The organism is Kosakonia sp. H7A, from assembly GCF_003028445.1.
Lineage (GTDB): Bacteria > Pseudomonadota > Gammaproteobacteria > Enterobacterales > Enterobacteriaceae > Kosakonia > Kosakonia radicincitans.
The window spans coordinates 1016376-1036014 of the sequence record NZ_PYTZ01000001.1 but is presented as its reverse complement, the minus strand read 5'-3'; the positions used below and the strand labels follow the sequence as shown (position 1 = coordinate 1036014).

Annotated in this window: 17 protein-coding genes; 11 read left to right on the top strand and 6 right to left on the bottom strand. The window is 54.0% G+C overall.

The window, feature by feature from the left end; all coding sequences use genetic code 11:
- Positions 1-2: 2 nt before the first annotated feature.
- The 3 genes from glnH to rhtA all read right to left on the bottom strand — a co-directional run bounded on the left by glnH (position 3) and on the right by rhtA (position 2800).
- Positions 3-749: a glutamine ABC transporter substrate-binding protein GlnH gene (gene glnH / locus CWM66_RS04745; RefSeq protein WP_007373998.1), complete on the bottom strand. Its 747-nt coding sequence runs from the start codon at positions 747-749 to the stop codon at positions 3-5.
- 361 nt (positions 750-1110) lie between these two features.
- Positions 1111-1614, bottom strand: a complete 504-nt coding sequence (gene dps / locus CWM66_RS04735; protein WP_007374000.1) for a DNA starvation/stationary phase protection protein Dps — start codon at positions 1612-1614, stop codon at positions 1111-1113.
- A 298-nt stretch (positions 1615-1912) separates the two neighbouring features.
- A complete protein-coding gene (rhtA, locus tag CWM66_RS04730) occupies positions 1913-2800 on the bottom strand; it encodes a threonine/homoserine exporter RhtA (protein WP_007374001.1) in 888 nt (295 codons plus the stop codon).
- 363 nt (positions 2801-3163) lie between these two features.
- On the opposite strand from rhtA, the gene ompX reads away from it, so the two are divergent.
- Entirely contained in the window at positions 3164-3676 is a 513-nt protein-coding gene (gene ompX, locus CWM66_RS04725; protein ID WP_007374002.1) for an outer membrane protein OmpX, read from the top strand.
- Positions 3677-3740: 64 nt separating this feature from the next.
- On the opposite strand, the gene CWM66_RS04720 is transcribed toward ompX, so the two are convergent.
- Positions 3741-5330: a phosphoethanolamine transferase gene (locus tag CWM66_RS04720; RefSeq protein ID WP_107146287.1), complete on the bottom strand. Its 1590-nt coding sequence runs from the start codon at positions 5328-5330 to the stop codon at positions 3741-3743.
- 278 nt (positions 5331-5608) lie between these two features.
- Positions 5609-5740, bottom strand: a complete 132-nt coding sequence (gene mntS, locus CWM66_RS04715) for a manganase accumulation protein MntS (RefSeq protein ID WP_079518196.1) — start codon at positions 5738-5740, stop codon at positions 5609-5611.
- 188 nt (positions 5741-5928) lie between these two features.
- Between mntS and mntR the strand changes: the two genes are divergently transcribed.
- The 9 genes from mntR to CWM66_RS04670 all read left to right on the top strand — a co-directional run bounded on the left by mntR (position 5929) and on the right by CWM66_RS04670 (position 16630).
- On the top strand, positions 5929-6399 hold the full coding sequence (gene mntR / locus CWM66_RS04710; RefSeq protein ID WP_007374005.1) for a manganese-binding transcriptional regulator MntR: 471 nt from the start codon (positions 5929-5931) through the stop codon (positions 6397-6399).
- Positions 6396-7505 (top strand): anion transporter, encoded by a 1110-nt coding sequence (locus tag CWM66_RS04705; RefSeq protein ID WP_035885918.1) that lies wholly within the window; start codon positions 6396-6398, stop codon positions 7503-7505. Before mntR ends, CWM66_RS04705 begins: the two co-directional genes overlap by 4 nt.
- Positions 7506-7606: 101 nt before the next feature.
- A complete protein-coding gene (locus CWM66_RS04700) occupies positions 7607-8704 on the top strand; it encodes an HlyD family secretion protein (protein WP_090397212.1) in 1098 nt (365 codons plus the stop codon).
- Positions 8701-10272 carry a DHA2 family efflux MFS transporter permease subunit gene (locus CWM66_RS04695; protein WP_007374008.1) on the top strand — a complete coding sequence of 524 codons (1572 nt, stop codon included), beginning with the start codon at positions 8701-8703 and terminating at the stop codon, positions 10270-10272. The genes CWM66_RS04700 and CWM66_RS04695 overlap by 4 nt, the downstream gene beginning before the upstream one ends.
- 1 nt (position 10273) lies before the next feature.
- Positions 10274-11797: an efflux transporter outer membrane subunit gene (locus CWM66_RS04690; RefSeq protein ID WP_007374009.1), complete on the top strand. Its 1524-nt coding sequence runs from the start codon at positions 10274-10276 to the stop codon at positions 11795-11797.
- Between the two features lie 100 nt (positions 11798-11897).
- A complete protein-coding gene (locus CWM66_RS04685; protein ID WP_064567677.1) occupies positions 11898-12938 on the top strand; it encodes an aldo/keto reductase in 1041 nt (346 codons plus the stop codon).
- Between the two features lie 239 nt (positions 12939-13177).
- A complete protein-coding gene (locus CWM66_RS04680) occupies positions 13178-14554 on the top strand; it encodes a glycoside hydrolase family 1 protein (RefSeq protein ID WP_107146286.1) in 1377 nt (458 codons plus the stop codon).
- Positions 14555-14578: 24 nt separating this feature from the next.
- Positions 14579-15898 carry a PTS sugar transporter subunit IIC gene (locus CWM66_RS04675; RefSeq protein WP_107146285.1) on the top strand — a complete coding sequence of 440 codons (1320 nt, stop codon included), beginning with the start codon at positions 14579-14581 and terminating at the stop codon, positions 15896-15898.
- Between the two features lie 15 nt (positions 15899-15913).
- Positions 15914-16630, top strand: a complete 717-nt coding sequence (locus CWM66_RS04670; RefSeq protein ID WP_007374013.1) for a GntR family transcriptional regulator — start codon at positions 15914-15916, stop codon at positions 16628-16630.
- Positions 16631-16720: 90 nt separating this feature from the next.
- Here CWM66_RS04670 and ldtB read toward each other — a convergent pair whose 3' ends face one another.
- Entirely contained in the window at positions 16721-17641 is a 921-nt protein-coding gene (ldtB, locus tag CWM66_RS04665; protein WP_007374014.1) for a L,D-transpeptidase, read from the bottom strand.
- A 207-nt stretch (positions 17642-17848) separates the two neighbouring features.
- Between ldtB and CWM66_RS04660 the strand changes: the two genes are divergently transcribed.
- Entirely contained in the window at positions 17849-19441 is a 1593-nt protein-coding gene (locus tag CWM66_RS04660) for an ABC-F family ATPase (RefSeq protein WP_007374015.1), read from the top strand.
- Positions 19442-19639: the final 198 nt, after the last annotated feature.

The window sequence follows — 19639 nt, the reverse complement described above, 5'->3', positions numbered from 1 at the left end:
AATTATTTAGGCTCAGAACCGAACCATTTTTTGTAGATTTCGTTGTAGGTGCCGTTTTCGCGCAGGGTTTTCAGCGCGCCGTTCACTTTTTCACGCAGGTCGTCGCTGCCTTTCGGGAAGGCGATACCGTACTGCTGCGCTTCCAGGGACTCACCAACCGCTTTGAACTGACCGTTACCGGCAGTTTTAATGAAGTACAGGATGTTTGGCGTGTCATGCAGAACGGCATCTGCGCGGCCAGTGCCCAGTTCCATGTATGCATTGTCGATGTTCGGGAACTGACGCAGGTCTTTGGTTTTGATGTTTGCTTTCGCGTAATCAACAGAACCGGTACCGCTCTTCACCGCCACCACTTTGCCATCCAGATCTTTGACGCTTTTCACGTCGTTGTTGTTGGCTTTCACCATCACCAGCAGACCGCTTTTGTAATAGCCGTCAGAGAACTCGATCGCTTTCTTACGCTCTTCGGTAATCGTAATGCCTGCCAGCGCCAGGTCGACGTTTTTGGTTTGCAGCGCTGGGATGATGCCGCTGAAATCCATCGGCTTCAGTTCATAATTCAGTTTCAGCTCTTTCGCGATAGCTGCCCACAGATCCACGTCGAAACCAACGTATTTGTCGCCTTGTTTAAACTCGAAAGGAACGAATGCTGTGTCGGTGGCAACCACCAGTTTTTTATCAGCAGCCTGAGAGGAAACAGCAAAGGCGAGAGCGAGTGCAGCCAGGGAAAATTTCAGTACAGACTTCATAGTTTTTCCTTTTGTATCCGGGGAGCGATCCCCTGCGAGAATGAACGCAGTATGAAAAAATCATGCCAGGTTTACAACCTATTGTTTTGTAAAGGCGATGCTTTAACCGGTTGCACAATAAGCATAGCAACGAGACTGTTTAGCACTATTTTGGTGCGCACTTTTGGTGCATAAAAATAACCCGGCGGATTTTGCTCTTTTTTAGCGCAGAACGTGGGTGTAAAACAATCGGTTATTAACAATTTTGTGATGAGATAATAACGTAGAGGAAACTTTAGGCAGGGAAAAAGGAAAAACATTGCACCTTAAAAGTGCAAACCCCTTCGCGGGAAGCGAAGGGGTCATTGATAAAGCTTATGGATTATTCGATATTGGATTCGATGAACCACAGGAATTTATCCAGATCGCGGGATGCCGCAGTGAAGATATCTGCAGTATCTTCGTCTTTCGCTTCACTAATCGCTTTACGCACGTCATTTGCCACGATGGCATAACGATCGGCCAGTTCTTTCAGGTGATCCTGAACGCTGTGGATGTCCAGCGGGTAGCTTTTCAGCGGGGTTTTGCTGTTGATCACCTGCGTGGTGCCCAGTGCCACTCCGCCCAGCTGTACAGCACGTTCCGCCATCGTATCAAGATGGTCGGTCAACGCAGTACGGAACTGATCCAGCATTTCATGTACGGCAATGAAGTTAGCACCGCGCATATTCCAGTGGGCCTGTTTGGTAATCAGCGACAGGTCAATGAACTGGATCACCTGGCGATTCAACAACTCAATGGTCGCTTTTTTATCGCTATCCGATACATCGTTGCGGGTATAAAGCAGATTAGACGCTTTCGTTTTAACCAGTTTAGCGGTACTCATAATCTCATATCCTCTTGATGTTTGTGTCCCAAGTAATTACCGGAACTAAGTATAGCACCAGATTTCATTTATCTGTTTTGGCTGTGCCTATCGGTTCAATAGCAAAACCAGAATATATGCTCATTTTTTATGTGGTGACAACTAACAAGATGAATTATAAGAAAAATTAAATAATTTCGTGAATGGAAGGGGGACGGTAATCCTATTTCAAGAGAAATGTACGTAAACGTAAGAAATAATGTCTCTGCAGTTGGAGGATATTCAGCATAAGACAAATCTCATGCTGAACAATAATTATTTAACCAATATCCACTTTGCGGATTTTACTTTCCCGCCGCAGCGTCAGCGTGGAGCCCATCGAGGCGATGACGATGGCCATCAGCGCCAGCACCTGCTGCAAAGCGAGCGTTTCGCCAAGGAAAACCATGCCTGAGATCGCTGCCATCGCGGGCTCCATACTCATCAGAGTACCGAAAGTGCGGGTGGGAAGCCTGGTTAATGCAATCATCTCCAGTGAGTAGGGCAGTGCGGTGGACAACACGGCAACGGCGATACCAAGCGGCAAAATCGACCAGTGCCACAGCAGTTCACCAGACTGGAGCGTACCGAGAGGGACAAACACGATCGCCGCAATTAACGATCCAAGCGCGACCGTTGCCGGGCCGTGTTCCTCACCCGCGCGCTGGCCGCAGAGGATGTAAATCGCCCAGCAGGCACCGGCGCCGAGGGCAAAGGCTGCGCCGCTCAGATTCACATGCGAGACGTTTTCTCCCAGCGGCAGCAAATACCATAGCCCAAGTACGGCCAGGATCACCCAGATAAAATCGACCGGGCGGCGGGAGGAGAACAACGCAACGGCCAGTGGCCCGGTGAATTCCAGCGCCACGGCGATACCAAGTGGTACGGTCTGAATGGAGAGGTAGAACATATAGTTCATCCCGCCGAGCGACAGCCCGTAGAACAGTAGCGGCAAACGTTGCTCACGGGTGAAACGTAACCGCCAGGGTTTGAAAACGATGGCCAGGATAATCGTGCCGAGCGCCAGACGCAGTGCAGTAACGCCAGGTGCACCGACCAGTGGAAACAAAGATTTCGCCAGCGATGCACCGCCCTGAATAGAGATCATGGCGATAAGTAACACCAAAACCGGCAGCCACACCGGTAGCTTACGAGACAACCCTGGCATCCTTTCTCCCGTCAATTTATGTCAAGTGAAGTAAAGCCGTCAGTCTACTTGAAAATACCTCCGGCTGGTTGAGTGTTCGTTGAAAAAAACTGCCCGAATATCCGTAGAATAAGGATCATCTGATGGTTAATTAACCTGTTGATTTAAGAATTGTCTGGATGAATGTGCCACTTATTGAGCATCATAATGGCGCGTTATGCGGGAAAATACGTGTTTTTTGAAAGGGTTGTTCAACAGCGGAAACTTTCTGTTACATCAAATGGCACTTTAGACCCCAATTCCTGCAAAGAGTTTCCTGACCATTTTTGATATATTTAAAAACGTAGGACGTAGGATTTACTTGAAGCACATTTGAGGTGGATTATGAAAAAAATTGCATGTCTTTCAGCACTGGCCGCTCTTCTGGCGGTATCTGCAGGTTCCGCAGTAGCAGCAACTTCAACCGTTACCGGCGGCTACGCTCAGAGCGATGCGCAGGGTATTGCTAACAAAACTAACGGTTTCAACCTGAAATACCGCTACGAGCAGAATGACAACCCGCTGGGTGTTATCGGTTCCTTTACTTACACTGAAAAAGATCGTACCGAAAGCGGCGTCTATAACAAAGCGCAGTACTACGGTATCACCGCGGGTCCGGCTTACCGTCTGAACGACTGGGCGAGCATCTACGGTGTAGTAGGTGTTGGTTACGGTAAATTCCAGCAGACTGTTGATACCGCTAAAGTTTCTGACACCAGCGACTACGGCTTCTCTTACGGTGCCGGTCTGCAGTTCAACCCGATGGAAAACGTTGCTCTGGACTTCTCTTACGAGCAGAGCCGTATTCGTAGCGTTGACGTTGGCACCTGGATTGCCGGTGTTGGTTACCGTTTCTAATCGCTTCGGCGATATAAAAAATCCGCCCAATGGGCGGATTTTTTTTGCCGGAAACGCTCACCAATCAGTGTTTACTGTGGGTATCAAAAAGATCTGTGCCCAGTTGGTTGTAGTCAACTTTCTGTAACTTAAAGTTAGTAATGTAGACTGGCCCGGCCTTTTGCTCGGAGATAAAGCGGTAAGAATTTTTTATCTGCTCGGCGGCGATCCCGGTCCACTGCGAGAAGAAACCAAGGAAATCATTGGCTGAACGGCGAGCCTTGACGATCCGGTGCTTTGTATCGTCGCTGGAGATCACCATAAACGGCACCTGGAAATCCTGCTGGAATTTGTCGGCATGCGCCAGATACTGCGCCTCTTTACCGCGCTCTTTAATTGCCAGCCCGTGATCGGAAAAATAGACCATCGAAAAGCTGTCGCCGGTATTCACCAACTGGGAATAGAGCTTGCCAAGCAGATCGTCCGTCTGCGTGATGGAGTAGAGGTAGCAGGACGTTTCTTTCGATTGTACAAACTCATTGTATTTACCGCCGGTGCGATCGCAGGCTTGCGGGTGCGAACCCATCAGATGCAGAACGATCAACTGAGGCTGCGTACGCTGAGTTGAAAAGACCTGAGCGGTCAACTTCAGCAGCTCTTCGTCACGGGTGTTTTTATTCGCTTCAAAATCGCCATTTTTCAGGAACTGCACTTCATCGGCGCGCTTTGCAATGCTGGCAATCGCCGTATCGTATTCGCCAATCTGCCCCTGATTAGAGAACCACCAGGTCTGGAAACCCGCACGATTCGCCAGCGTAACAAAGTTATCCTGGTATTGCGGTTTATCATCGACCACCCGGTTCAGCGTCAGACCGAGCGACTTCTGCGTTGAGCCGCTGGCAGATACGTAATCCATAAAGAAAGTGCCGTTTGCCTGGCTGGCGAAAGGCGTGTTATTCCAGTGGCCGCCAAACGCGCCTAGCGCATCGCGGCGTGCGCTTTCGCCAATCACCACCACATAGATGTGATATTTCGGTTTTACCGCCGTTACGGTCCAGGTGTCTTTCATGCTGGCGAACTGCGCCATATTCTCCTGCTCGACGCGCACTAAATAGTAGTTAAACGCTACATCGCGCACGAAACGCAGCACCGGCACGCCAGTATCGATAATCCTGAAGTCATATCCCAGGAAGTGGTTCTGTACCGGGCCGATAAAATAAGATGCCACGCAAAACACGGCGCCTACGGTATCCCACTTTAGCCACGGCGTCGGCACGGCCGGGATGCGGCGACGCATCGAAATGACGCCCAGAGCGAAGATAAACAGGCCAATTGCATAGTGATACCACGGGAAAATAGTCAGAATTTCCGTGGACTCTTCCATATTGGTCGACAGCAGAGCGAGCAGCGTATTGAAGTTCGGCGCGCCGTAGGCCTGGCCAAACGGGAAATAACACGCTGCCACCAGAGAGATTATGCCGACAAACACCTTCTGCGCGCGTGGCGCTTGACGCCAGAGCACAATCAGGGCGCAGGTCAGGACAACGGCATACAACACGCTAAATTCGTAACCAAGAGCGAAATTAATCAACATCGACTGGAGAAAATAGAAACCCGTCCACGGATTGACGGTCTGGCTGCGAAACGCAGCGGATTCTTTCAGAATTAGGCTCATTGATGACTATCGCGAAACCGCCATGTGCTCACCCTGGCGTAAGGGTCAAAACCTGCCGGACAGTGCGTGGAGAGGGGATGTGGTCCGCTTCTGCGAGCCGCAATTTGTGCAGGGCAGCGCAAAGATAGAGCGAGGCGCAACGAAGGTCAACACCGGCTAAACGGTTGTTTTGAGAGGGTGATTGCAAATCCAGCAAAAATACGCGAATTTTTAGACGAAACGTTCAGTATGACGTGGGATTGTGACAGAAAAATGAAGCGGCGTACCGCGACGCCGCATTACTTGGAAGGCTTGTCCGGGGTTTGCTGTGGTTTGCCGTTGATGATATCGCACAGCATATTCAGCAGCATTAAACGGACTTTAAAGGGAGAGTGACTAAACACAAGCATGCACCTCTTGAACTCATTCATCGGAACCTCCTTACGCTTTCGTGACCTTTCGTTCCGTGAAGGGTGAACGCATTACATACAGATATAGCACAGGCTATATTTTATAGCTATGGCTAATGCGTTAATTTTTTGTGCTGGTTCACGGATGGTTTACAATGGCGCTTCTCTTATATGATGCAGTACCGCGTCACACCGTCAGAGGAAGCACAATGAACCGTCGCGCAGCGAATCCAACAATAAAAAAAGTGACGCTGGTAAATGTTGAAGAGCACGTCGAAGGCTTTCGCCAGGTGCGCGAAGCGCATCGTCGTGAGCTGATTGACGACTACGTTGAACTGATTTCCGATTTAATTCGCGAAGTGGGCGAAGCCCGCCAGGTTGATATGGCGGCGCGTCTTGGCGTTTCGCAGCCTACTGTGGCAAAAATGCTGAAAAAGCTGGCGACCGTCGGGTTGATTGAGCAGATCCCGTGGCGCGGTGTTTTTCTGACGCCGGAAGGGGAGAAGCTGGCGCAGGAGAGCCGCGAGCGCCATCAAATCGTAGAAAGTTTTCTGCTGGTACTTGGCGTCAGCCCGGAGATTGCCCGCCGCGATGCGGAAGGGATGGAGCACCACGTCAGCCAGGAAACCCTCGACTGTTTCCGCCGTTTTACCCTGCAACACGGGTTGCCTTCCGAATGAACATACCGCTGTTTCGCGCACTGGCGCGCGACCATTTTCTCCATCTGCTGTTGATCATTGGCGTTGTGCTCTGCTTCTTCGTTCCGTTTGCGCCTGCGCGTTGGCCAGGGGCAATTGACTGGCACACCATTATCACCCTGAGCGGCCTGATGCTGCTGACCAAGGGCGTTGAGCTGAGCGGCTATTTCGATGTGCTCGGGCGGCGCATGGTGCGTCGTTTTCACAATGAACGCCGCCTGGCGATGTTTATGGTGCTGGCGGCGGCGCTGCTCTCCACCTTCTTAACCAACGATGTGGCGCTGTTTATTGTGGTGCCGCTGACCATTACGCTAAAGAAGCTGTGTGAAATCCCGGTCAACCGGCTAATCATCTTCGAAGCACTGGCGGTCAATGCCGGTTCGTTGTTGACGCCGATTGGCAACCCGCAAAACATCTTATTATGGGGGCGCTCCGGCCTCTCATTCCCTGCGTTTATCTGGCAGATGACGCCGCTGGCGTTGGTGATGATGGCAACATTGTTGGCGCTGTGCTGGTTTTGTTTTCCCAATAAAAAGCTTAACTACCACAGCGGCGCGCAGACTGCCGACTGGCAACCGCGCCTGGTATGGAGTTGTCTCGCGTTTTACCTCGTCTTTATTACCGCGCTGGAGCTAAAGCAGGAGCTGTGGGGGCTGGGGCTGATCGCGGTCGGTTTTCTGCTGCTGGCGCGTCGCGTGGTGCTGAGCGTTGACTGGACATTGCTGCTGGTCTTTATTGCCATGTTTATCGATGTGCATCTGCTAATACAGCTTCCGGCGCTGCACAGCGTGCTGACCAGCACCAGTCAGCTTTCACCTTCGGGCCTGTGGCTTGCGGCCATTGGTTTGTCGCAATTTATCAGTAACGTGCCCGCCACCATTTTGCTGCTCAACTATGTTCCACCGGATACCTTGCTGGCCTGGGCGGTGAACGTTGGCGGTTTTGGTTTATTGCCCGGTTCGCTGGCGAACCTTATTGCGCTGCGGATGGCGAACGATCGCCGTATCTGGTGGCGCTTTCACCTCTATTCCTTGCCGATGTTGCTGTGGGCTGCGGCCGTCGGATACGGATTACTCTTATTCAGATAGTGCTGATTTGTCAGTTTATCCTGGAAAATGTATAGCAACCGCCTAACTTTAGGTAACGGTGCATCCCTGGCGCCGTTACCTGACAGGACCGTTGCGATACTATGGCAGAAAACACAACCTCTCCTGACGATGTTCAGGAAAATAATAATGACGACACCCGTAAACGCCCCGGAAAGAAACCGCTGATTATCCTCGCCATTGTGGTTGGCGTGATGGTGATCGTCGCGCTGGTATGGTGGTTTTTAACCCGTAACGAAGAGAGTACCGATGATGCCTTCACCGATGGCGATGCGGTCACTGTTGCGCCGAAAGTTGCCGGTTACGTTACCGAGTTGCGGGTCAAAGATAACCAGCGGGTGAAGAAGGGCGATTTACTGGTGGTTATCGATCCCCGCGATGCCACCGCGCAGCGCGATCAGGCACAGGCGCAGTTAGGGCTGGCAACGGCGCAACTGCACCAGGCGCAGGCGCAACTCGAACTCTCAAAAGTGCAGTACCCCGCACAGCTCGATGAAGCGAAGGCGCAGGTACTGAAAGCACAGGCGGATCTGGCGAATGCCGAAGCCGCTTACCGTCGTCAGCGCGGCGTCGATCCCCGTGCAACCACGCAGCAAAATATCGACAGCGCCAACGCCCAGTTGCGTAGCGCGCAGGCGCAACTTGCCAGTGCCCGCGCCCAGTTGGAAGTAGCGGAGCAGGTGCAACTGCAAATCCGTCAGCAGGAGACCAACGTTGAGGCGCGCCAGCAGCAGGTCGCGCAGGCGAAAGCGCAACTGGAAACGGCGGAACTGAATCTCTCGTGGACGGAAGTCCGCGCGCCATTCGATGGCTTTGTCACCAAACGTAACGTACAAAACGGTACGCTGGTGCAGGCCGGCACGGCACTGTTCTCGCTGGTGTCGCCGGAAATCTGGGTGGTGGCCAATTTCAAAGAGTCGCAGCTTGAGCGAATGCGTCCGGGCAATAAAGTGAGCATCAAAGTCGATTCTTGGCCGGATCTGCAACTGGAAGGGCACATCGACAGTATCCAGCAGGGTAGCGGTTCGAAATTTGCTGCTTTCCCGTCCGAAAATGCCACCGGTAACTTTGTCAAAATCGTGCAGCGCGTGCCAGTGAAAATCGTCATTGATAAAGGGCTGGATGCGAATAAGCCATTGCCGCTGGGCCTCTCCGTCGAACCGAAGGTAACGCTGGAATGACCGATCACAGCCACGAAAACTGGCGACCCGCCAGTAACCCGTGGGCCGTGGCATGGGTGGTTACGCTCGCGGTATTTATGGAGATCCTCGACACCACGATTGTTAACGTGGCGCTGCCGCACGTTGCCGGTTCGCTGTCGGCCAGCTACGACGAATCGACATGGGTTCTGACCAGCTACCTGGTGGCGAACGGTATTGTGCTGCCGATTTCGGCCTTTCTCAGCCGGACGTTTGGCCGCAAACAGTTTTTCCTTATCTGCATTGTGATGTTCACCGTCTGCTCATTTCTTTGCGGCATTGCGACTGAGCTGTGGCAAATCATCCTGTTTCGTATTTTGCAGGGCTTTTTTGGCGGTGGCCTGCAGCCGACGCAGCAGTCGGTGTTACTGGATTACTTTAAGCCGGAGGATCGCGGTAAAGCGTTTGGCCTGTCGTCGATTGCCATCATTGTCGCGCCGGTAATGGGGCCGACGCTGGGCGGCTGGATCACCGATAACTACTCCTGGCGCTGGGTGTTCTTCATCAATATTCCGGTGGGCATTATCACCGTGCTGGCGATCTACCAGTTACTGGAAGATCCGCCGTGGGAGCGGAAATCGAAGCAAAAACTGACTATCGACTGGCCAGGGATTGGGCTGATTGCGCTGGGGTTGGGCTGCCTGCAAGTGATGCTCGATCGCGGTGAAGATGAAGACTGGTTCGCGTCAGATTTCACCCGCATTTTCGCGGTGCTGACGGCGGTGGGGATTGTCGGCGCAATCTACTGGCTGCTCTACGCCAAAAAACCGGTGGTGGATTTGCGCTGCATGGCGGACAAAAACTTTACCGTCTCCAGCCTGCTGATGGCGGGCATGGCGATGATTCTGTATGGCAGCTCGGTGGTGATCCCGCAACTGGCGCAGCAGGATCTCGGCTATACCGCTACCTGGTCCGGGCTGGTGCTGTCGCCTGGCGCGGTGCTGATTGTGATGACCATTCCGCTGGTACTGAAGCTGATGCCGATAGTGCAGACGCGCTGGATTATCGCCTTCGGCTTTTGCTGCCTCGCAGCCTCATTCTGGTGGTCGCGTACGCTGACGCCGGATATCGATTTCGAAACGTTAGTGCTTTTTCGCAGCGCGCAATCCATCGGGCTTGGCTTCCTGTTTGTGCCGCTCACCACCATTGCTTTTATCTCCACGCCGCGCGAACTCAATGCGGATGCCGCCGCGTTGTTTACCATGTTCCGTAACGTGGCAGGCTCGATCGGCATTTCGCTCTCCACGGCTGCCATCACAGAGCGCTCGCAGGCGCATATGTCGCATTTGTCGGAACATACCTCCCCGTTTAATGAGCAATTTCAGCTGGCGTTGCGCCAGACTGCCGAGGCGATTCGCAATTTCACCAGTCTGTTGGGCGATCCGCTTTCCAGCGCCAACGGACAGATGTACAAAGCGATGGTCGCCCAGTCGCGTTTTCTGGCGTACATCGACGTTTTTACAATTTTGAGCGTGGTCGCGCTGTTATTGATTCCATTTTGTCTATTGCTTTCGCCGATCAAAAGCGAAGGCAGCGCAGGAGCACATTAATATGAGGTGGCGTCGTTTTCCCGTAACCCTGTTATCGCTGTGGCTGGCAGGCTGTGCCGTGGGGCCTGATTACCGGCCGCCACAACCGCAAACGCCTGCGCGCTGGAACGATCCGGGAGACCGTGCGGTGAAGTCACAGGTTTCCATGCAGGCGCTTAACCCGCGCTGGTGGACCACGTTTCAGTCACCGCAACTCAACAGCCTGATTGAACGGGCGATTGCCGGTAACCTGTCGCTGCAACAAACCGTGCTGCGAATTGCCGGGGCGCGCGAGCAAATCAATCAGGCTGGCGGCGCGCTTCTGCCGTCGGTCAACGGTTCGCTGAAAGCCACGCGTCAGCAGCTTGGCCTTGAAGGTGAGCTGAAATCTCATGATGTTTACGGGCAACTGGATAATGCCGATCCGGCCATCAGCGGTGCGCTGGGCGCGTTAACCCAGCCGGTGAATCTCTACCAGGGTAGCTTTGATGCGCAGTGGGAGCTGGACCTGTGGGGTAAAGTGCGCCGTCAGGTAGAAGCCGCCTCCGCGCAGCAACAGCAGACAATAGAACAACGTAATGACGCGCTGGTGTCGCTGGAAGCGGAAGTGGCGCGCGCCTGGCTGCAGCTGCGCGGCGCGCAGGGCATCATCGCCACGCTGAATACGCAAATCGACAGCGCGCAGCAGACCTTTATCCTGACAGAGAATCGTCAGAAAGGCGGGTTATCGCCGCAGATGGATGTGGAAAATGCCCGTGCGCAGGTCGGTAATCTTGAGGCGCAACTGCCACAGTACCAGGCGCAGGAGCGCCAGGCGATGAACGCGCTGGCGATCCTGCTGGGGAAACCGCCGGGCGCGCTGGATGACGAACTGCGTAACGCGCAGCCGCTTCCAGCATTGCCGGAAGTTGTGCCGACCGGTATTCCTTCGACGCTGGCGCGTCGTCGCCCGGATGTGCGCGAAGCCGAGGCCAGCCTGCATGCTGCTACGGCACAGATTGGTGTTTCGGTTGCTGAGCTATTCCCGAGCTTGTCTCTGAGCGGTCAGTTTGGCCTGCGCAACAGTGAAACCAACTGGCTGACCGACTGGAGCAGCCACTTCTACAGCTTTGGCCCGCAGATTTCGATTCCGATCTTCCAGGGCGGTCGGCTGGTGTCGAGCGTTAAGCTGGCACGTGCGCAGCAGGGCGCGGGGGTGATCAATTATCGCCAGACGGTACTGAGCGCATTAGGCGATGTGGAAAATGCGCTGGTCAGCTATCGCGCCGATCAGCAGCGGGAAGCGGCGCTGGATAAAACAATCAGCGCCCTGCAAAGCGCTTTTGACCTTGCCAGCGACAGCTACCGTAAAGGGATCGCCAGCTTTATCGACGTGCTGGATGCGCAGCGTCAGCTGGCGCAGGCCAGCCAGCAGCGTGAGCAGGCGCGCGTGCAGAGTAGCCTTGATCTCGTGGCGTTGTACAAGGCGCTCGGCGGCGGCTGGGAACCGTATCAAAATGTGCAACTGCCTGATTACAAAGTCTTTGGTGATGCGCCTCGCGGATAATCAGAGAATTGGGCAAGAAACAGGCAGGATCCTCACATTCCTCCTGCCAAAAGATTCCGTATAACTGTTGCGTCAACTAAACCGATGAGGAGACGCCATCATGCGCTATCAAAAATTGGGTAATACCGGACTGTTTGTTTCTGAGTTATGCCTCGGCACCATGACCTTCGGCGGCGAAGGCGGAATGTGGGGCAAAATCGGCCAGCTACAGCAGGCGCAGGCGGAGCAGTTGATTGGCCGCGCACTTGATGCGGGCATTAACTTTATCGACACCGCCAATGTTTATTCTGAAGGGCGCTCGGAAGAGATCACCGGCCAGGCGCTGAAGAATCTGAAAGTCCCGCGTGAAAACGTGGTTGTCGCCACCAAAGTGTTTGGTGAAACCGGCACCGCCGGGGTGAACTCGCGCGGTAGTTCGCGCTATCACATTATCAACAGTGTGAAAGAGAGCCTGCGTCGCTTGCAGCTCGATCATATCGATCTCTACCAACTGCACGGTTTTGATCCGGCTACGCCGATCGAAGAGACACTCTACGCGCTGGATAATCTGGTGCAGCACGGGCATGTACGCTATATCGGCGTCTCTAACTGGGCGGCGTGGCAGATTACCAAGGCGCTGGGGATTTCCGAACGGCTTGGGCTGGCGCGTTTTGCCTCGTTGCAGGCCTACTACACCATTGCCGGTCGCGATCTGGAACGCGAGCTGGTGCCGATGATGCAGAGCGAAGGCGTCGGGTTGATGGTCTGGAGCCCACTGGCCGGAGGCTTGCTGAGCGGTAAATACGATCGCGATGGCAATGGGGAAGCGGGCGGTCGTCGGCTGGAGTTTGATTTCCCGCCGGTGAACAAAGATCGCGCCTTTGACTGCGTGGATGTGATGCGCACCATTGCCGACAGTAAAGGCGTTTCGGTAGCGCAAATCGCGCTGGCCTGGCTGCTGCATCAGCCGGTAGTCAGTAGCGTGATCATTGGCGCTAAACGGCAGGAACAACTGGATGACAACCTTGCCGCCACCGCGATTCGTTTAAGTGCAGATGAGCTGCAACAGCTTGACGCCGTAAGCGCGCTGCCCCGCGAGTATCCTGGCTGGATGCTGGAGCGCCAGGGCGAGTATCGTCGTAATCAGTTAAAACAGCAGTAATTTAAATCCGTTCACCACACCCCGTAGGCCGGATAAGCATTAGCGTCATCCGGCAATCGTGGCACCACTGGCCAAAAAACGCCGGATGGCGGCTACGTCTTATTCGGCCTACTTATGCTGTTATTCGGTAAATCTTTCGAAAACCATCACAAATCTGCACATCTTTCTTTGCCCATTTTTTCGCCGTTATCTATATGACTAGTCATATTCATTAAATGACTAGTCATGGAGAAAGCGCGATGAGCAAAACGTTACCGACTGGCTTCCTGTGGGGGAATTCCGTTTCCAGCATGCAGACTGAAGGGGCATGGAATGAGGGCGGGAAAGGGATGTCGGTATATGACATCCGTGAAGCCAGCGAATTTGCCTCAGACTGGAAAGTCGCCACCGATTCTTACCACCGCTACCGCGAAGATTTCGATCTGATGCAGGATCTGGGCATGAACTGTTACCGTTTCCAGATTGCCTGGAGCCGCGTTTGCCCGCAGGGCGACGGCGAGTTCAACGAAGAGGGTATCGCGTTTTACGACCGCTTTATTGACGATCTGCTGGCGCGCGGCATCGAACCGATGGTGTGTCTCTACCACTTTGATATGCCGCTGGCACTGGCGCAGCAGTACAACGGTTTTGCCGATCGACATGTGCAGGACGCCTTTGTGCGCTACGGCAAAAAAATGATCGATTGCTTCGGCAGCCGGGTGAAGTTCTGGCTGACCTTCAATGAGCAGAACATCTACCACATGCCGGGCGCGTTCCAGGTGGGCGGCTATATCAACGGCGAGAAAACCCTGCGCGAGCTGTATCAGATCCAGCATCACGTGATGATGTCGCATGTGCTGCTCACCCACTATCTGCATGAGACACAACCCGGACGCCTGATGGGCGGCATGCTGGCGCATCAACTGATTTATCCGGCAACCTGCAAGCCGCGCGATGTTTTTTGCGCGACCCAGTATGACGAGTTTCTCAACCAGAATTTGCTGAGGGTGTTTGCCGGGCAGGGCTACAGCCCGGAAGTGCTGGCGGTCGTCGATCGCGAAGGTTTCCGCGATATCTATCGCGATGAGGATCTGGCGCAAATCGCCCGCGTGAAAAACGACTTTATGGCGTTCAGCTATTACGCCAGTAAAACCCTTGATAGCGACGCCATCTCGCCAGAAACCCCGGTCAACTACTACCTGCAACAGGGCGATAAAGCCAACCCGTACCTTGAAGCCACCGAATGGGGCTGGCAAATCGATCCCCTTGGTTTTCGCGCCATTATCACCCGTTACTACAACGACTGGCGCTTGCCGATGTTCCCGATTGAAAACGGCATTGGTGTGATTGAAGAGTGGGACGGCGTAAATCCCATCGATGACGACTACCGTATTGCCTACCACCGCGACCATATCCAGGCGATGCAGGATGCCATTTTCATTGATGGTGCACAGGTGATTGGCTATCTCGGCTGGGGCTTAATCGACATTCTCAGTTCACAGGGCGATATGCGTAAGCGCTACGGCGTGGTGTATGTGAACCGGGAAAATCACGATCTGAAAGATATGAAACGCGTACCGAAGAAGAGTTATCGCTGGCTGCAACAGGTGATCCGCAGTAACGGGCGCGACATGTAACACATTGATTGAGAGGACAGCGCTATGTCTGAAACTAAAATCACGCCGAATATGCAGTCATTCGTCGATAAGTTCGTCGATTTTTCTGCCCGCCTGGCAAACCAGGTGCACCTGCGTTCCCTGCGCGACGCCTTTGCGGCAGTGATGCCGATTTTTATCCTTGCCGGATTGGCGGTGCTGATCAACAACGTCATTTTCCCCTGGGTGCTGGAAGGGGAGACGCTGGCGCGTTTTAAAGTATGGGGCGAAGCGGTGATCAACGGAACGCTGAATATTGCCGCGCTACTGATCGCGCCGATGACGGCCTGGTCACTGGCGCGCAATAAGAACTTTGGCAACCCGGTGTCGGCGGTGGTCATTGCGCTGTCCAGCTTTATTATCATGATGCCGATGCAACTTGAGGTGGTGCCGGTGGGCGCGAAAGCCACGGTCAGCGTGACGCAGATGCTGGCTTTCACTAACATCGGCTCGACCGGGATTTTTGCCGGGGTGATTATCGGGCTGCTCTCCACCGAGCTGTTTATCCGTGTCGCTGGCGTGAAACGGTTTTCAATTTCGCTGGGCGAGAATGTGCCTGCAGCGGTAGGGCAATCTTTTTCCTCGCTGATCCCGGCCATTATTACCCTGTCGCTGTTTGCCATCGTTGCCGCGCTGCTGGCGAATCTTCTCCACACCGATTTGATCCACCTGATCACCACGCTTATCCAGCAACCGCTGCGGCAGATCAACACCAGCCTGCCGGGCACACTGTTTATTTATAGCTTCGGCAACTTCCTGTTTACGCTGGGCATCCACCAGACGGTGGTCAACGGCGTGATCCTGGAGCCGCTTTTGCTGATCAACACCAACGAAAATATGCTGGCTTTTGCCAACGGGCAGCCGATCCCGCATATCATCAACAATATCTTCGTTCCGACCTTTGGCATGATTGGCGGCACCGGCAGTACTATTTCCCTGCTGATCGCCATCTTTCTCTTTGCGAAACAGCAATCGGCGAAGCAGGTGGCGCGCCTCGCCATTTCGCCGGGGCTGTTTAATATTAACGAGCCGGTGATTTTCGGCTTGCCGATCGTATTCAACCTGCCGCTGATGATCCCGTTTGTGCTGTTGCCCGCGATTGGCATCTGGTTTGCCTGGCTCTGTACAACGCTGGGCTGGATGTCGCGCTGTGTGGTGATGATCCCATGGACGACACCGCCGATTCTCAGCGCCTGGCTGGCAACGGCGGGTGACTGGCGGGCGGTGGTGGTGCAGTTGATCATCATTGTCTTTGGTGTATTCTTTTACCTGCCTTTCCTCAAAATTGCCGAGCGAGTGGCCTTGAAAAACAATGGGATACAATAATTACAGAGAAGGGCTATGGCGGCAAAATACATCATGATTGCGCGCGAGATTAAGCGGCGCATTCTCAGCCAGCACTACGCTGCCAGCGCACCGTTACCGGATCAATTTGCGCTGGCGGCAGAGTTTAATACCAGCCGGATGACGATTCAGCAGGCGATGCGCCAGCTGATTGTGGAGGGGCTGGTCTATACCCGCCAGGGGCAGGGCACGTTCATCCGCAAAAACTTTCTTCAGTTGTCGCGCTGGGATCTGCCCGGCAGCGACTATTTTGGCGCCACCAAAACCTGGGAGAGCGTTGGCGAAGTGACGAGTAAAATCATCCGCTTCGAACTGCGTTTTCCCAGTGAGAAAGAGCAGGCATCGCTGCTGGTGGGGCCGGACGATCCGGTATACGACTTTATCCGTTTGCGCATGCTGGAAGGCGAACCGATGTCGCTGGAGTTCACGCTGATGCCGGTCAATCTGGTGCCGGGGCTGAATCGCGGGCATCTGGAAAGTTCCGTCTTTCGCTATGTGCAGGAAGAGCTGGCGCTGAAGATCATGGGGTCGTATCGCATTGTGCGCGCGCTGAAACCCTGGGCGGAGGACAAACAGTATTTGAACTGTGAAGAGACCGATCCGGTGCTGGAAGTGGAACAGGTTATCTATCTGGAAGACGGCACGCCGCTGGAGTACGCCCATTGCCATTATCGCTACGATCACGGCGGGATAATTGTGGTCAATAACGGGTGATTTTTTGGCCGGATGGAGGCTGACGCCTTATCCGGCCTGTGGGTTTTGTCGGCCCGGTAAGCGTAGCGCCACCGGGCATTAAACCGCAGATTAGTTCAGACGTACCGGCATACCGGAACGGTTCTGCACTGCCTGATCGACAACGTTTGAATCCACATCAGACTGACTGGTGACGGCCTGTACCGCTTTGCTCAGCGCGATCGGCACAATTTCGCCGCCGTTGAACTGCGCTTCCGTGGTGGACAGCGGGTTGTGAACTTCGATATAGCGGCTGCCATCCGGCTCGGTGGTCGCTTTTACTGGCTCATCAATGAACTGTACGCGGGTGCCGACCGGCACGTTTTCGAACAGGAATTTGATGTCATCGTTACGCAGACGCACACAGCCGTGGCTTACGCGCAGGCCGATACCGAAGTTGGCGTTGGTGCCGTGGATCGCATACAGACGGCCGATATAGAGCGCATACAGGCCCATCGGGTTGTCCGGGCCAGCCGGAACCACTGCCGGCAGCGGTTGACCTGCTGCAATGTATTCCGCGTGCATTTTCGCGGTCGGCGTCCATGTCGGGCCGGCTTTCTTACGCTCAACTTTGGTGGTCCAGGCGATCGGGGTATCTTTCCCGAGCTGGCCGATACCGATAGGCAGCACGATTACCGTATTGGTGCCTTTCGGGTAGTAGTAGAGACGCATTTCTGCGCTGTTGATGACAATGCCTTCGTGAACGGTATCCGGCAGGATCAGTTGCTGCGGAACATTCATTACCGTACCGCCTTTCGGCAGGTAGGCATCAATGCCCGGGTTGGCTTCCAGCATGTTGGACAGGCCCATCTGATATTCAGCGGCGTAATATTCCAGAGGCTGAGTGTTGCCTTCCGGGATAGTGACAACCTGGTTCTGACCAATCAATCGGCTACCGTCTGTCGGCAGCGGATAAGTAACAGCAGACGCATTATTGCAAAATCCCACGACAGCCAAAGCCGCCGCGAAAAGGGTTTTTATTTTCATGTTCATTTTGTGCGAGATTTTTGCCACACAGGCCGTTGGGTTAGGAATGCAGGAAGCGCATTATATGTGCATTCCTGCGCTCAGGGAATTCAGATGTGTACGAAATCACACTTTTTTCCTTTTGCTTGCAGTTTAGCCATCTGACAGCGGGCAGGAATCTAATTCGGAATTGTGGCATAATAGGGTGTTTGTCACATATTTCAGGATACCTCTGTGTTAGTCACCAGCAACGTCACCATGCAGTTCGGCAGCAAGCCGCTGTTCGAAAATATTTCCGTCAAATTCGGCGGCGGCAACCGTTATGGCCTGATCGGCGCTAACGGGAGCGGAAAATCCACCTTTATGAAGATCCTCGGCGGTGATTTAGAACCGACGCTGGGTAACGTCTCTCTCGATCCAAACGAGCGTATCGGTAAGCTGCGCCAGGATCAGTTTGCCTTTGAAGAGTTCAGCGTGCTCGACACGGTGATCATGGGTCACGCCGAACTGTGGGAAGTGAAACAGGAACGCGATCGCATCTACGGCCTGGCTGAGATGAGCGAAGAAGATGGCTATAAAGTGGCCGATCTTGAAGTACAGTACGGCGAAATGGACGGCTACTCCGCCGAAGCGCGTGCGGGCGAACTGCTGCTCGGCGTTGGCATTCCTGTAGAACAACACTACGGCCCGATGAGCGAAGTGGCACCCGGCTGGAAGCTGCGTGTGCTGCTGGCGCAGGCGCTGTTCGCTAACCCGGACATTCTGCTGCTCGATGAACCGACCAACAACCTGGACATCGATACCATTCGCTGGCTGGAGCAGGTGCTGAACGAGCGTGACAGCACCATGATCATCATTTCGCACGACCGTCACTTCCTCAACATGGTGTGTACCCACATGGCGGATCTCGACTACGGCGAGCTGCGCGTTTACCCGGGTAATTATGATGAGTACATGACGGCGGCAACGCAGGCGCGCGAACGCCTGCTGGCGGATAACGCCAAGAAGAAAGCACAAATCGCCGAGCTGCAATCCTTTGTCAGCCGCTTTAGCGCCAACGCCTCGAAATCTCGCCAGGCAACTTCCCGCGCCCGTCAGATTGATAAGATCAAGCTGGATGAGGTGAAAGCCTCCAGCCGTCAGAACCCGTTTATTCGCTTCGAGCAGGACAAGAAACTGTTCCGTAATGCGCTGGAAGTGGAGCAACTAACCAAAGGTTTTGATAACGGCCCGCTGTTTAAAAACTTCAACCTGCTGCTGGAAGTGGGCGAGAAAGTGGCGGTGCTCGGTACTAACGGCGTGGGTAAATCCACTCTGCTGAAAACGCTGGTCGGCGATCTGCAGCCGGATAACGGAACGGTGAAATGGTCGGAAAATGCCAGCATCGGTTATTACGCGCAGGATCATGCCGCAGACTTTGATAACGATCTGACTGTGTTCGACTGGATGAGCCAGTGGAAACAGGAAGGCGATGACGAGCAGGCGGTGCGCAGTATTCTCGGTCGTTTGCTGTTCAGCCAGGACGATATCAAGAAACCAGCGAAGGTGCTTTCCGGTGGTGAGAAGGGCCGTATGCTGTTCGGTAAGCTGATGATGGAAAAACCGAATATCCTGGTGATGGATGAACCAACCAACCACCTTGATATGGAATCCATCGAGTCGCTGAACATGGCGCTGGAGATGTACCAGGGCACGCTGATCTTTGTTTCTCACGACCGTGAATTCGTAAGTTCGCTGGCAACCCGCGTGATTGAGATTACGCCGCAGCGCGTGGTGGATTTCACCGGGAACTATGAAGATTATTTGCGCAGTCAGGGCATCGAATAAATTTACCGTCGTCTTTCACGCCGCAGGTGCGTTGGCTGCACCTTCGTACCCCGGTCACTTACTCATGTAAGCTTCCGGGGATACTCAGGTTTGCCGCCTTCCTGCAACGCGAAATACTTAGGTAAATTGCGGCGTATTCCGTCGTCTTTCACGCCGCAGGTGCGTTGGCTGCACCTTCGTACCCCGGTTACTTACTTA